The sequence below is a fragment of the Vicinamibacteria bacterium genome, from assembly GCA_035620555.1.
GTDB lineage: Bacteria > Acidobacteriota > Vicinamibacteria > Marinacidobacterales > SMYC01 > DASPGQ01.
The window spans coordinates 1-14,772 of the sequence record DASPGQ010000783.1 but is presented as its reverse complement, the minus strand read 5'-3'; the positions used below and the strand labels follow the sequence as shown (position 1 = coordinate 14,772).

The 14,772-nt window shown below is 63.9% G+C and carries 13 protein-coding genes; 1 reads left to right on the top strand and 12 read right to left on the bottom strand.

What is annotated here, in order from left to right; translation table 11 throughout:
• From VEK15_31595 to VEK15_31565, 7 genes are all read right to left on the bottom strand, one after another.
• Positions 1-839: glycosyltransferase family 4 protein (locus VEK15_31595; GenBank protein HXV65282.1), on the bottom strand; the 839-nt coding region annotated here is incomplete at its 3' end.
• Positions 836-1,801 carry a lysylphosphatidylglycerol synthase transmembrane domain-containing protein gene (locus tag VEK15_31590; GenBank protein ID HXV65281.1) on the bottom strand — a complete coding sequence of 322 codons (966 nt, stop codon included), beginning with the start codon at positions 1,799-1,801 and terminating at the stop codon, positions 836-838. The genes VEK15_31590 and VEK15_31595, both read right to left, overlap by 4 nt.
• Complete coding sequence (locus tag VEK15_31585) at positions 1,798-2,976, bottom strand: glycosyltransferase (GenBank protein HXV65280.1); 1,179 nt, start codon at positions 2,974-2,976, stop codon at positions 1,798-1,800. The genes VEK15_31590 and VEK15_31585 overlap by 4 nt, the downstream gene beginning before the upstream one ends.
• 59 nt (positions 2,977-3,035) lie before the next feature.
• Positions 3,036-4,205 (bottom strand): P1 family peptidase, encoded by a 1,170-nt coding sequence (locus VEK15_31580; GenBank protein ID HXV65279.1) that lies wholly within the window; start codon positions 4,203-4,205, stop codon positions 3,036-3,038.
• 13 nt (positions 4,206-4,218) lie between these two features.
• The gene (locus tag VEK15_31575) at positions 4,219-5,433 is read right to left on the bottom strand and encodes a glycosyltransferase family 4 protein (protein ID HXV65278.1); all 1,215 of its coding nucleotides are present in this window, start codon (positions 5,431-5,433) and stop codon (positions 4,219-4,221) included.
• Between the two features lie 53 nt (positions 5,434-5,486).
• The gene (locus VEK15_31570; protein ID HXV65277.1) at positions 5,487-7,964 is read right to left on the bottom strand and encodes an ATP-binding protein; all 2,478 of its coding nucleotides are present in this window, start codon (positions 7,962-7,964) and stop codon (positions 5,487-5,489) included.
• A gap of 181 nt (positions 7,965-8,145) precedes the next feature.
• Positions 8,146-9,795, bottom strand: coding sequence for a DUF885 family protein (locus VEK15_31565; protein ID HXV65276.1), 1,650 nt, complete (start codon positions 9,793-9,795; stop codon positions 8,146-8,148).
• A gap of 119 nt (positions 9,796-9,914) precedes the next feature.
• Here VEK15_31565 and VEK15_31560 point away from each other — a divergent pair, with 119 nt between their 5' ends.
• Positions 9,915-10,337, top strand: a complete 423-nt coding sequence (locus VEK15_31560) for a nuclear transport factor 2 family protein (protein ID HXV65275.1) — start codon at positions 9,915-9,917, stop codon at positions 10,335-10,337.
• Positions 10,338-10,380: 43 nt separating this feature from the next.
• Here the strand turns inward: VEK15_31560 and VEK15_31555 are convergent, their stop codons facing one another.
• The 5 genes from VEK15_31555 to VEK15_31535 all read right to left on the bottom strand — a co-directional run.
• Positions 10,381-11,421, bottom strand: coding sequence for a kelch repeat-containing protein (locus VEK15_31555; GenBank protein ID HXV65274.1), 1,041 nt, complete (start codon positions 11,419-11,421; stop codon positions 10,381-10,383).
• A gap of 37 nt (positions 11,422-11,458) precedes the next feature.
• Positions 11,459-11,779 (bottom strand): type II toxin-antitoxin system PemK/MazF family toxin, encoded by a 321-nt coding sequence (locus VEK15_31550; GenBank protein ID HXV65273.1) that lies wholly within the window; start codon positions 11,777-11,779, stop codon positions 11,459-11,461.
• Positions 11,767-11,997, bottom strand: coding sequence for a ribbon-helix-helix domain-containing protein (locus tag VEK15_31545; GenBank protein ID HXV65272.1), 231 nt, complete (start codon positions 11,995-11,997; stop codon positions 11,767-11,769). The genes VEK15_31550 and VEK15_31545 overlap by 13 nt, the downstream gene beginning before the upstream one ends.
• 95 nt (positions 11,998-12,092) lie before the next feature.
• Entirely contained in the window at positions 12,093-12,797 is a 705-nt protein-coding gene (locus VEK15_31540) for a hypothetical protein (protein HXV65271.1), read from the bottom strand.
• 25 nt (positions 12,798-12,822) lie between these two features.
• On the bottom strand, positions 12,823-14,772 hold a 1,950-nt coding region (locus VEK15_31535), incomplete at its 5' end, for a hypothetical protein (protein HXV65270.1).

Genomic DNA, 14,772 nt, shown 5'->3' with positions numbered 1-14,772 from the left:
TTCGACCGAAACGCCTCCATGGTCACGAACCCGTAGTCTTCCATGAACGGTGCGAAGAAGACAGCACGGCACCGAGAATAGTAGTCGAGAAGCTGCTCTTCGCTCAGCTTTCCCACGAAATCGATACGCGGGGAGACCCCGAGCTCACCCGCGAGCTGCTTCAGACGCTCCTCTTCTTCACCTACACCGGCGATGACGGCTCGAAGCTCCTTCGATTTCACCTGCTTCATCGCGCGAACGAGCAGATCCAGACGCTTCAGTGCGGTGAGGCGCGAGACGGCGAAAACGAAGCTCTCGTAGGCTTCGGTCCGGTAAGCGCGCTCGGGAGGCGGAGGGTAGAGCACCTCGGACGGGATGTTTCCCCACTGTCGGAGTCCTTCGGCGACGGTCTTGGACTGGGCGTAGAGCTTCGAGACGTTTCGGGTCAGAAAGAAATGGTCCGCCCTATGTATCAAGAACCGTCGAACCGACTCCTTCAGCGCGCCCTTTCTCGAAATACGTTTGCGAAACGCGGGCCAGAGATCGTAGTACTCGCGCATCCGATGGTTGAGCCAGCAGACGTGGCGAGGGTGCCTCACGGCATAGCTCGGATACCTGAGCGAGATCACTTGATCGACGGGCTCACCGTCTCCGGTCAAGCCGACATCGGTGCACCAGTTCGCCACATAGGCGGTGAACTGCCGGCCGAACCGATTCTGGGGCGTGCGAACGATTTCGGCCCGATGGCCCGCCCTCTCGAGAGCGCGCTCGATCTCTCTCGCGATCACGCGATGGCCGCCGTCCACGAACGGAACGTCCGATGTCACCACCAGGACACATCGGCTCTGGCGTTCGATCACGCTCTCGAGCTCCCCGGTTTCTCCCGAGGCTCGGCCGCGGCAAATCCCTCCCAGGCATAGATGAGCCCGCCGGGAAGGTTGCCGAGAACGCCGAGGGCGAGTATCAGAACCGAGAGCACGAACGCCCCCTCGGGGTCCATGCCCACCTGGGAGAAGAGAGCCACGTAGGCCAGGTTCGCGGTCCCCCACCCACCGATCGACACCGGCAGCATGGTCACGATGAGGATCGGTGGGATGAAGCAAAAGAAATAGATGGCTTCGGTGCCGAGTCCCATCGCCTCGGAGAGCAGATAGGCCTGAACGATGCGCAGCAACTGCACCGCGAGGGACATTCCGAGCACGAGGACCAGGACCCACATGCGATTCCGGTAACGCGCGAGGGCTCCCACACCCTGAGTCAACCAGGGCGACGAGTGCCAGCTCAGAGCCCGGGTGTGAACTCTGGGCGAGAGCGAGAGCGCGAGGACGGCCACGACCAGGAGCGACGAGGCGATGACGATCCCGAGGAGCGCGGGATGGGGGTACACGTGGTAGAAGACGGAGAGCGACAGGAGCCCGGCGAGCAACATCGAGAGCAGGCCGAGCAGTCGATCCATCACGACCGAAGCGACCGATTCGACGCCGCGCGACGTGAGCTTCCCGAATGACAGGGCACGCACCGCCTCTCCCCCGACGCCGCTCGGCAGGAAGCTGCCGAAAAACGTGCTCAAGAAAAAAATCTTCAGAATCCGCAAGCGCGGCGCCCGAACGTCGAGCGCTTCCACGAGCACCACCCAGCGCCCCGCCATGAGACCACGGTCGACGAGAACGGCGAGGAAAGTGATGAGCACGAGCAGCAGGTCGGCCCGTCTCACGAAGCGGGCCATGTTCTCGGTGTCGAGCCGCGACACCAGCAGGAGAACGAGCCCCGCGCTGACGGCCAGGCGCAGCGCCAGCTGGACGCGCTTCGACACGGCGCTCACGGCGTGACCGCTCTCGGCGTCCGATCCGCTCGCTCGGCGACCGGGGTCTCCTCGAGAAACTCGAAGTCCTTTCCGTAGTCCCAGTGCGGCCTTCGTCCTTCACTGCGGTAGCGGCCCACCAGTAGCTCGTAGAGTCGCTCCATCTTGCCGACGAACGTCCCGATATCGAATTGCCGGGATGCCGAAAAGGCGCTCGCCGAAAGCCGCTCGGCCAGGCCGGGCTCATCTCGGACCCGAATCAATGCCGAGGCGAGCGCCGCGGGGTCGCGCGGCGGCACGAGGATCGCGGTCTCGCTGTCCGTGAGCACGTCGATCAGCCCATCGACCGTCGTCGCCACCACCGGTTTTGCCATCGCCATGGCCTCGAACAGAGTCAGCGGCGTCCCTTCCCAGAGCGAGGGAAATACGGCCACGTCGAACGATGCGAAGCAGGCGGCGACGTCTCGCTGGAATCCGAGAAAATCCACGCGGTCGGCGATTCCGAGGGTTCTCGCCTGCTCCATGAGCTCCGGCTGGAGCGGCCCCTCCCCCACGATCACGAATCGCGCCATGGGGCGTTTGCTGGCAAGGATGGAAGCGGCATCGAGAAAGTAGCGGTTGCCTTTCGACTCGTGGAGGCGGGTCACGGTGCCGAAGATCTCGCCTCGGTCGGGAAGGCCGAGCCTCCGACGTGCGGCGAGAGCGGCATCACCAGAGAAGGGCCGAAAATCCTCGAGCGGGGCACCGAGATACACTCGCTTTACGCGCTCGGGAGAGAGCCTGCGCGCGTGGATGCAGAACTCTCGGGTCGAGGCGGAGACGGCGATCGCGACGTCGGTGAAGGGATCGAGGAGCTTGTCGGGAATCTTCTGGAACCAGGGCGTATCGGTCAGGTTGGCGTGCTCGTGGAGCACGTTAGGGATCCCTCGCCAAACGGCCGCCAGCCTTCCGAACGTCGTGGCCCCGTACCCGTGCGTTTGAACGACATCGATGCGGAGTCGGCTCAGAAGCGAGACGAGCGCCGGAAGCGTCGTCGGGTCGAATTTTCCCTTCTCGAGGTAGTACACGGGAAAACCGTAGCTCTCCAGCGGGTCCTCGGAGACGTCTTTCTTCCGGAGGCTCAAAAGCGAGACGTGAAAGCGAGAGCGGTCGAAGCGCGGAATCATCCAGGCGAACAACCTCTTGACGCCGTGCATGCGCGAACCCGTCCAACCGAGGTGATCGCAGATTTGGAGGACTCGAATTCTCTCGTCGCTTATCGTCCACCTCCCGGCGGGTGCAGGCGGTTGTACTTCCTCCCGATCTGAAGGAGCCGGTCGATGGGCAAGGCTTCTCGCTGGTTGCCGTCTCGTCCGGTGACGCTCACCGCCTTGAGCATCGAGTTGTATACCGCTTCTTCGGTCGCCTCGATCGTCGCCTGGAACAACGGGGAGAGGCTGTCGTTGCGCACGACCGGGCCGCCATCCTCCAGCGCCTGGGACTCGAACGCACTGCGGAGCGAGGGGGCCGTCGAGAAAGCGATCACATAGTCTCCGCTTCCGTTGGAGGACGTCGCTCCGGTACGAGACAGTCCGAGCATCGCCCGTTTGGCGATGCGTTTCAAGCCGTGGGCCGTCACCGGTGCGTCCGTTGCCACGACCATCATGATCGACCCGTCGGCGTCACTCCCACCGCTGGTCGCGTCCTTCAGGTAGTATTGGCCGAGCTCGACGCCTACGGGCAGTCCATCCATCTGGAGCACCCCACCGTAGTTGCTCTGCACGAGGACGCCGACGGTGAAGCCGCCGACGCTTTCCGGAAGTCTTCTCGACGAGGTTCCGATTCCCCCTTTCCAGCCGAAGGCCGTTGTCCCCGTGCCCGCGCCGACGACGCCTTCGTCGACCGGGCCTCCGCGAGCGTTGCGGATGGCCTCGAGCACATGGGCTTCCTTCACGTGGCGGCCGCGGATATCGTTCAGGGAACCATCGTTCGTCTCCCCGACGACGGGATTGATCGAGCGCACCTCTTCGTTCCCCGGGAGCGTCATGACGTAGGTCACGATCGCATTCGCCGCATCCCAGACCGACAGTGTGTTGGTGAGAACGATGGGGGTTTCGATGAGACCGAGCTCCTCGACCTGGCTGTACCCGATGAGCTTCCCAAAGGCGTTTCCCAGGTAGATGGCCCCGGGCACCTTCTCCTGAAAAAGGTTCCCGTCGTGAGGAAGAACCGCAGTCACCCCGGTTCGGATATTCGCGCCCTCCCAGAGGGTCACCTGACCGACTTTGACCCCCTCGACGTCGGTTATCGCATTCAATGGACCCGGGGGAAGGATGCCGGGCGCGAGACCGATGTCCCGCGCCCGGGGCCGCGAAGCGGCGTCGGGCTGTGCGCTCATCGTGCTCGAGCCCGCGAGCAAGAGCCCCAGGAAACCAAGCACCCGCATGGTCTCACTCCTTTCAGTCCGTCGTCGCCGCGCGCGCGCGCGCGACGGAGCCAGAAGAAAGCTCCGAGACGAAGTCGAGCACGCGACGGGTGCGCTCGACGTACCGCTCGTAGCTGTAATCGCGCTCGGAGCGCCGGAAAGCGGCAAGGCCGAGCTCGCGCCTTCGGGCGGAATCGGAGGCGAGCGTCAGAATCCCTTCGGCAAATGCCTCCGGGGTCGGCTCGGTGAGCACGGCACAATCGTCGTCCAACACCTGGGTGTGGGTGACGAGGCGCGTCGCCACGATCGGTTTCCCCGCGCGCAGGTACGAGTAGATCTTCAGGGGTGTGTTGTTACCCTGGCTGCGCGGGGAAGCGAGCACATCGCCGACCGCCCAGTAACGGGGCATCTCCGAGGGCGGTCGCTGCCCCGTGAAGACGACCCCGGAGAGCACTCCGAGGGCTCGAAGCTCGTTTTCGGCGGCGACCAACTGCTCGGCCTGCCCACCGACCAGGACCAGGCGCGCCTGCGGGGCTTTCGCCTGAACCTGGCGAAACGCGCGATACAGCAAGGGAAGGCCCTGGTACGCTTCGAACGTTCCGGTGTAGAGAATGACGAAGGCGTTCGCGAGCCCCAAACGTTCCCGCAACGCCTCGACCGCTTCGGGCGGTACGGTTTCACCGGCTTCGGCGAGAGGCGTGTTCTCGATCAAGAAGCACGGTTTGTTGCCGTCGACTCGCGAGACGACGCTCTCCAGATAAGGGCAGATCACGATGACGCCGTCGGAGCCTCGTATCGTCAGCCGCTCGCCGACCTCGAAGAGCCGGCGGACGAGTCCGTTGCGCGTGTAGTCGAAGTTCTCCAGCTGCTCGGGCAGCGAGGAGTGCATGTCGTAGATCGTGGGAACCCGGAAGAGCTTCGCGAGGACCACGCCGATGAGCCCGGCCTCCTCGTGGCAGTCGAGGAGGTCGTAGCGGGCGGCAAGCAGGCGCCGGATCGATGACGTGAAGACGAGTGCATCGAGGGCGAGCTTCGCTCCCGACGGGCCGACGCGCACGTTCTTGAGGCCGGGGATCCGAGGAGCGCGATAGACAGTCAGTCCCGGCATGTCCACGTCCTCGCCCATGGGGTAGGTCACGACGTCCACGGTGTGGCCGAGCTCGGTCATGGCCCGCGCGCGGTAGTACTCGCTAAAAGGCGTGCCACGAGGCTGGAAAAAGGGCTCGGGCGCGATCATCAGGATCCGCATCGGTCGCGGAATTATAGCCGCGGTCTCGGGGGGACGCGTCAGGTGCCAGGGACTCAATGCACGACGGTCGAGCGGCCCTTCCGGAGAATCGTCGAGCGCACGGCGCGCGCCAGTTCGGTTTGCCCGTAAGGTTTTTCGAGAAACGCCGTCGCGCGGTCGGAAAGGATTTCCTCGACGCTTTTCTCCGCGGTGAGTCCGCTCGACAAGAGCACCGGGAGCCCGGCGTCGAGGTGTCGCAAGCGCCGGTACGTCTCGCCGCCATCGATTCCCGGCATCACGAGATCGAGGACGACGAGGGCTACGCTCTCCTTCGCGCGCTGGATGAAATCGACGGCTTCTTCCCCGCTGGATACGACATGGACCCGATAACCGTGCGTCTCGAGAATGTCCTTTCCCAGATCGCGCAAGACCTCCTCGTCGTCCACGAGAAGGATGAGCTCTCCGTGGCCGACGGGCTCGTCGACCTCGCAAGCCGTCGCCGCCTCGTCCGCCCACCGACAAGGTAGAAAAACGTCGAACCGGGTCCCCCGGCCGGGAGAGCTCTGGACCCGGATGTCACCGGAGAGGGACTTTACGATTCCATAAACGACCGAGAGGCCGAGCCCCGTGCCCTTCGGCCCCTTGGTGCTGAAAAACGGCTCGTATAGCCGTTCCAATACCTTCGAGTCCATCCCGACCCCCGTGTCCTGGACGGAGATGCGCACCCGAGCATCCACCGTCTCCAGGCGGGTGGACAACCGCATGATCCCGCCATCACGCATCGCGTCCCGAGCATTGATCGCCAGGTTGAGCAGAATCTGCTGCAACTGGGCCGAGTCCGCCATGATCACCCGCACCGAAGGATCCAGGCTCGTCTCGATACGAATGCTCTTCGGCATGCTATGGGCGAGCAGCTCGAGCGTCTCACCAATGAGCTGATTGAGGCTCACGGGCTCGTGGCGAGGCGAGCTCTTTCGCGACGAGGACAGGAGGCGTCCGGTCAACGAAGCCCCCCGCATCGCGGTCCGCTCGATGGTCTCCACATACTTCGTCACTCGCGGATCCTGAGTCTGGTGCCGAGCGAGCGACGCATATCCGAGTACTCCGCCGAGGACGTTGTTGAGGTCGTGGGCGACGCCCGATGCGAGAAGACCCAGTACCTCCTGCCTCTGACTGTGGCGGAGCTGATTCTCGAGTCGCCTCAGCTCGGTGACATTACTCATCACCAACCGGGCTTCTTCGGCCGACGGGGCGAAGGCGTTGACAACCACCTCGATGTCGTTCTCGTCGTCGGTCCGGAGCTTCGTGGATATTTGGCTCAGGCTACCCTTCCGGAACAGTTCTCGCTGCAACTGCCGCCAGCGGTGAACGAAGTCCCGATCGACGAGGTCCTCGAACCGCCTGCCAACGAGATCCGGTGGGGAAGACCCGAAGGCGCGACTCGCCTGCGCATTGCAGCCTCGTATCGTCCCGGACTCGTCGAGCGTCACGTGCAGATCGAACGAGCGGTCCGCGATCTCACCTTGGCCAGCGATGACCGTGGAGAGTGCTTCCAACTGTCTCGCGTTCTTCAACGCCGTTGCGGTGAGCTGGCCGAGGATCTTCGCGGCCTCGAAGTCGGCGTCGTCCCATACCGGGCTCGAACCGGCTCGTCCCAGGAGCAGGACACCCATCAGCTCGCGCCCGTGAAACATGGGAACGACCAGGAGGGCGGCGTCCGGTTCGTCCAGCCTCAGCGGCCCGCGTCGCCCCACGGCTTCATCGAGACGAGAGAGAAGCCGGGACAGAAAAGCCGGAGTCAACTCGGCTCCAAACCCTTTCTCGAATGCCGTCCGCCAACCAACCGAAGCACTCTCTACGAAGACCGCGCCTCTCTCGCCGCCAGCGAGGGTAGGCCCGGCGCTCACCGCAAGGTCGAGAACGGTCTCCGACTCGTGGGCCGAGGCGAGCGCGTGCGCGTATCGCAAGAGCCCCGACCGAGCTTCGGCCAGTCGGGATTCCGACTGGCAGTGCCCGACCACTTCGGCGATTCGATTCACATGCTGGGCAAACCGGTCGATGAAATCGACCCGAGCCGCGTTCGCGGGATATACGGCGAGCGCGATCCGTTTTCCATCCGCCGCTCCCACGCACACCAGGGTGCAAACCCTGCCCGACCTCGAGCCCATCTCGAACGGGGAAGCGGAAAGGCTCGCGCCGACATCGAACGGACGAACGTGGTCCGCGGAGTACTGTTTCCACAGGCGGTAAACGTCACGTTCGTCCCTGCAGTACACGACGACGCGGCTCGCCTGGAGAAAACGCCCCAGCGTGGTTGCCGCTCTCGCCCAAATGTCCTCGATCTCCCGCGCAGCGATGAGCTCGGCGGAGACGTGGTCCAGAAGCGCGCTCTCCGCGGCGAGTCGGCGAGAACGATGCCAGACCAGGCCTGACATCGTGAGGGCGAGGGCAATCGACCCGAGCGCATACCCGTATCCCCCCGCCGCCAGGTAAGCCAGGGCGGCAGCGACGAGGACAGCTGTAGCAATGGCCCCGGGGACACGATGTTTCATGGTTTAACGGGATTTCGAATAGTATAAGACTCAAGCGCTCCTCAGCCAAGCCCTAGAAGGGTGATGGACTGAATCAGCCCACCCTGAGCGAGCGGAGCGAGCCCGGCGTGCTTGCCACGCCGTAAGCAGCCCGAGCCGTGGCGGCACGATCGATTACGGGTCCCGCCACGGCATTGAGTAGTTATGACTCGAATTCTGAGGAGTCGAGCAACCGGGCGCGTATCAGCCGAATGGGAACCAGTCCTTCTCCGAGGATGCGCTGATCGAGCTCGGTCTCGCTGCTCAAGGGAAAGGCGCGCAGGTAGTCGCGAGAGAGCCGCCTCAGGAGCAAATGCCCCAGTGCCGAGCTCCCCACTCGCGGGTCGAGCGCAACCCGCTCGGCTTCGCGCCGGGCGTCCACCGGCGAGAGATGGCCATTCTGAAGAAATAGCTCTTGTATTTGCTCGATCGTCGCGCCACGCGCGTGAAAGGAAAGGACCGCCAACAATCGAAGCTCCTCGACGAGCGCCCGCCGATCCGAGCGGAGGCGAAGCGTCGGGTCCCCACCCCGGTAGTCCGCGCTCATCGACCGCCGCCATCGCCACGAGCGCCAGCCCTCACTGGTGGTTCGGGCGGCAAATACACGCCTCAATAGGCTCGTCGATCGGGCCTGGGAGTCGAGTTGGGGGAGGCGGGTCGTCAGCTCGATCCAGGTGAGCAGCTCCACGTCGGCCTCGGCCATCGAGCCGAAGGGCACTCCAACGAGGAGGACGACGTCCCCAAGCGGCTCGGGCGACGTTTTGCGCCACAGACGAACGGGCAAAGGCGCCAAGAAATCTGACGGAACGAGCCTGACCCCTACCGGCGAGGGAAGCGCGAGGAGCCGGCCTACTTCCTCGGCGAGCAACCGGACCCCATCTTCGGAAAGCTCCGTTGCCGGCGGAGAGCTCAAGAGGTCTCGCAGCGGCTGTCCCGCGAACCTCTCCAAGGCCAGCTCGATGAGCGCGTTGGTGCGATTCTCGACCGCCTCGCTCGCCTCGTGAAAAACGTCGTCGAGCGATGCGTCGACCATGTCCTGGTAAAGAAAGAGTCGCGCGAGCGCATCCTCTCCAAGCACCGCGTCCGTTTCCGGCGCGGCGTCGAGGCGTTCGGAGAGTACCTCGCGAAGCGACTGCACCGAACGCATCGCGAGACGGTTTCGCTCGGCGAGATTCGACAGGCGATACGAAGGGATGTGCTTCTCGAGAATCTTCACCAGATCTCCGAGCACCGCGAGACACCGATCGAGCGAGGCCACGCCGTCTTCGATCCACAAACGCGAGCTTTGCTCGTCGAGGTTGGCCTTGGCTTGCTCGACCAACGAAGGGATCTCGTCGAGCCGTCCGGCGAGTGAACCCGTTCGTGACGGGAGATCCGACGACAGGAGCAGCGAAACGATCCCCGCTCGGATGAACTCACCGTAGAAGGACGCGGTTGTCCGCCATCGAGCGCGCTCTTCGAGCTCGAAGAGCTCAGCCTTCACGAGGCTCGACAGCCATAGCGCATCCGTGTGTGCCGCCGGGGACAGGCGCCTTGGGGACAGCCCCGAGAGTTTCTGCTGGAAGTCGGCCAGCCACCCGACTCGACGCTCGATGTCCGGGCGCGCGAACGTTCCGAGCCGGTCGTCGTTTCCGGCAAGCCCGGCAGCGGTCGCCTCGACCGGGTAGAACTCGAAACGCGCGGTGACGTATTCCTCGATGAGGCGCTCGAGAAGCCGATCCTCGGCATCTTCCGCTAAAGACTCCAGTCGACAGGAGCCAAGCGCGATCAGAAATACGGAGAGCGGCAGCGCTCGTCGGAGCGACCAGGACATACGACCGACTTGTTTCTTCGAGTCTCTCAATATGGTCCAGAATGAGGAGCGCCGTCAACCGTAAATTGACAGAGAAGACGAGGTGTATTTCAATGGCGCCACTCGAAAGGAGTCTTCACATGAAAAGATGGTGGATCCTATTGGTTCTGCTGCTTCCTCTCGCTTCCGTCTTTGCGCTTCAGGACGCGACTCAAGCCCTCATCGAGCTCGACAAGAAATGGGGCGAGGCGAATCTCAAGGGCGACAAGGCAACCCTAGGTGGTCTGTTGGCAGATGACATCATCTCTCTTTCTCCCGAGGGCGTGGGAGGCAAGACGCAGGTCATGGACGTGACCCCGGCCGCCGGGGTGACGAACTACGACGCCGACGAGTACAAAGTGATGATGATCGGCGATGACGCCGCGGTCATGATTCATCGCGTTGGCGCGGGGACGGAAGAGGCGTTTCGAAGCCTTCACGTCTGGGCGAAACAGGGCGGGAGTTGGAAGGTCGTCGCGACCACTGCCGTCCCCGTGGAGGGCTCGTCGAACAGTCAAGAGTAACCGAGCGGGGCTCGGTTCTCCTGGGGCGTCTTCGTTCCCGACGTCAACGTATGCTCTCGACCGGTGAATCCATGCCGAGTCGCCGGAGCTCCCAAAGGTCGGCGCGCCTCCCCTCCCCGATGCCGCCGAAAACGAGGAATCGCTCCTCGTCGGCCACGTAGGCGCCCATCGCCGCCTCGCGAGGTGGCGGGGCATCCGCGATCTCGAGCCGCGTCCACTCTCCTGTGGCAAGATCGAAGGACCAGGTCTCGTTCACGCTGCCGGCGGCGGTCGTCCCGCCGAAGACGATGAAGCGCCCGTCTCGGTCGATGAAGCTGGTTGCGAGCATGCGGCCGGGGGGCCGGGCTTCGGGAGTGACGTTCGTCCACTGTCGGGTGCCCAGATCGAAAGCCCAGGTGTCGTCGAGGGGGCCGTTTCTCTGACCTCCGTGGATGATCATTTTGCGGGAGCCGAGTTCGAGCGCCGCGGTGAGTAGACATCTCATCACCGGCCGGGCGGAATCCCGGCGCGGGCCGACTTCCTGCCAGGAGTTCGTGTCGAGATCGAATACCTGAGTGTCGTTGAAACGCTGCGAGAGATCGGTGAATCCCGCGAACTGCACCAGCGCTCTCTCGAGCGGGTCGAAAACCGCCGCGGCGCCGTAGCGCGCCTGAGGGCGCGCATTCGACGGTGGCGAGAGATCGTGCCATTCGAGTCGGTGGAGATCGAGAGACCAGGTGTCGTTGAAGAATCGACTCCCCTGCTGGCCGGCCCAGATCACCATTTGGTGTCCGTTGGGGTCGTACACCGCGTTCGCTCCGAGACGCGGCTCGGGGCCGGTCTCTCCCGTGGTGGCGAGCTCGATCCAGGAGCTCGTCAAGAGATCGAAGGCCCAGACGTCGCCGAGGAGCCCTTCGTTCGACTCGCCGCCGAAGATCACCAATCGTTGACCCACCGGGTCGAAGACTGCGGTCCCTGCGCTCCGCGGTTGAGGCGTCGGTCCCGGGACCGGAACCAGTTCGCGCCAGACCCAGGGTGGTTCGTCGTCGCCAGTCGCAACCGCGACCACGGCAACCATGAGGACGCTCGAGCTCAGCAGGCGCATCTCGGCCAGCATACCAGAAGCGGATCGTTGGAAATGTTCAAAGATCCAGTGCGAATCCGATCGCGTCTCGGATTTGCCGCATGCGCGTCTCGGACAAGCTCGTGATCAAAGCGCCGATCCTGCCGCGCGACACCGTTTGTACGTGATCGAGATTGATCGCGCAGTCATGATCCATGCCGTCGTCCGAAGACAGAAGCACTTCCGATGGGATATCCCGAATGGTCGACGTGATGGGAGCTACCGTGATCTCACCCAGGAACTCGAGCGCCGATGAACGGGTGAGGAGGACGACCGGTCGCCTTTTGTCTGGTCTCTGGAACTTGTACCACCGCACCTCACCGCGTTTCAGTCCGGCCATACCTGTTCCGTTTCCCAATCGTCGAATTCGCCTGTTTTGACCGGGTGTCTCTCGTAACCACGTCGGTGTTTCTCCTCGAGGGCCTCGATTCGAATGCCTTCGAGTGCGCGGCGCAAGGCTTGGCGAGTGAACGCCGATCGGGTCGTCCCGAGACGCTCGACGACTTCGTCGACCTCCCGGACGAGCTCGTCATCCAGAGTCATTTGTACCGTCTTCATGACATCCTCAGACTAATATCTAGAAGTATAACCATTATAGGCTCACTTGGTAGCTACGAATATAGCTATTACCGGTGTCGCTCCGGCTGATCGACTTAGAAGTCGAACACCACACCGAAGGAGACGGTGATCATGCTGGTCGTCGATTTGTGCGGCACCGGCGAGAGGTCATCGGCAAGAGCGGATAGATCCGAGGGAAGGAAATACTCCGTCTCGCCGCCAAACAGATACCGCGCCCCCAGCTCGAGCGAGAATCTGGATTCCGATTCGTCGTTTCCGGTGAGGCGGAGGCTGAGCCCACCGCCTCCTCCAAGGCTCACGGTCGTGCTGGTCGAAAGCGTGGAGAGCGTACAGTCCAATGAGCATTCCTTCAGAACGATCGCGGTCTCGAATGCCCGGAAGCCAAACACTCCTTCGACGTAGGGAGCGAGCCGGCCGTACACGGGCTGCACCCGGGACAGAAAGTGCCCGAAGTAGATGTCATTGGTCAACCGCACGTCTTTCGCGCTTCTTCCACGTGCTCCAGCTCCTCCGAGAACCAAGTCCACGCTTCCGTTTGCGTGAAATCCCAAGTCCATGCCCAGCCGAACGGGCGAGCTTCCGAGCCGACGGGTGAAATAGAACGAGCCGCCCCACCGCGTATCCCCGACGCTCTCGCCGAAATCCCCCTGGGGGAGACCGGCCACACCATCCACGCCGATTTGCCAGCGTGTTTTCTCTTGCGCCAGAGCATCGCCTGAGGCGAAAAGCATGGCGAAGCCGACGACGCAGGCTCGAAGGAACGGTTCGTCAGACGTCAAGGCAAAAGCGTACCACGATGGGTTCTCACGGCTCGGTCGCCGTCGGTTCCGCTCGTCTCGAGCGTGCGACGAGCTCCGCCAAGGGCTTGCGGTTCGTCCAGACGCCGAGGAGGACGGCCGTCAGGATCGCAAGCACCGGGCTCACCGCGAAGCGGGTGAGGACAAACGCGAGAATCGCGACACCCGAGCCCGCGAAGGCCAGCGCGCGTCGGCGAGGGACCCTCTGCTCCGAATCGCGATACGACGTCGCGCCCAGCCAGACGAGAAAGACCCCGGTGAGACTCAGCACCTGCCCGAGCAGAGCGCCCGAGCCAGTCGCATAGGCAATACGAAACCACGCGTCGTCTTCGCTCTGGTTGGCGTAGAGCTTTTCGAATCCATAATGCAGACCGACGGCAGGAACCTCGATCGTCGGGGGCGCTTGCGGCGTGGAAGCTTCGAGTCCTGGCTTCATCTCCTCCGCGGTCACGACGTCGCCCGCGGCAACGAGCTTCATGTTCGTCCTCGGAGCGCCGTAGTCGTAATCGGGTGGCAGAAAAACGTCCCACTTCACTCGGGTCATGAGAATGTCGGCACGCGCGAGGCTCCCCCCGGCGCGGCCCAGGCTCCCGAAACGGGAGCCCGCGGTCGCATAGATGATGTCCACGGGAAAGCTCGTCGACGAGCTCGGTATCGGAACGAGCACGGCGTTCTCACCGGAGACGGCTGGCTTTTCGGCTCTTCCGTCGACCGCGGCCGACCATACCTCTGAGTGCGGGGGAAGCACGAGACGAAGGAACTGCTTCTGGCTGTTGCGGACGTCGAAGCGAGCCGTCGTGACCGAGAGGCCGTCGGCGGTGAAGAGCGTCCGGAAGCGCGCCTCGTCGATCGTGGCCTGCTGGACCTCGGCCACCGCATGGCGGGTCAACTCGAGCGCCAGCCGATAAGGAGGCTCCGACTGCGCGTACTTGAACGCCATGAGAATGGGGTTGACCGTGCGGAGAACGAGCTGTCGCGGAAGCTCCCGGGCATCGAGGCGAGTCAACCCCGAGACCTCGAGCACCCGCACTTCGACGGCGCTCAAGGCCTCGACGGCGATACGCCCCTGCTCGATCTCGGCGCCCACGACCCTTAGGCGCGGCAGCTCGACCTCCGTCTCGTTCGCGCCCAGGACCTGCTCGTACGTCACCTCGACGCGGAAGTCCCCGTCCATCTCCTGGGTGAAGTCGAAATCGATGCGCTGCTCACCGTCCTGCTCGCTCACGACATGCTCCCTGAGGGAGGGCGCGGTGACTCCGAGGACGTTCACCCCGGCGGGCAGACCGAGCGACAGGGCCATGAGACGGCCCGACTTCACGTTGAGCTCGACGCTCGAGGTTGCCGAAAGGCTCGCTTCCCCGAGGGAGACGAGCGTGTCGATGCGGGCGTCGAATTTCCCCTGGGCGACTTCGGGGGCGGTCGCGACGACGGAGAGCGAGGGCGGCGATTCCACGTATTTGAACGTGTGGGCCACGGTTCGGGTGATGCCCTCGCGCACGAAGGGGGGCAGCTGGTTCTCGCCCACGCGGGTGAGCGTTTCGTCCGGGGTTCCCGCTGGGGCCAGCGTCAGGTCGCGCGTCGAAAGGAGCGCCACCATGCCCTTCTGGCGCTGCGGCCCGAGCGCCCGGAACAACGGGGCTTCGATTCCCACCGCCTCGGCGGCTCCCGCGAGCGAGCGGTCGAGGTCCACAGCGAGCACGAGCTCTCCGCGGACCTCGCGATCGAGGAAGACTCGAAGCACGTTCGATTCCACCTTCCAGTCGGCGACGGCGCCCGAGGCGGACGTCACGCGGTTGATCTGAACGTCGGCGGGGACGGCCAGCTCGAGCACGTTGGTCCCGCCGCGGCTGACCTCGAACTGGGCGACGATCCGGCCGAAGAGCACACCCTCCTCGGCGTGGAACAGGTGGAACAGAGAAGCGTTCCACCGGAGCTCGGCCCGTACGTCCTCGGGAAC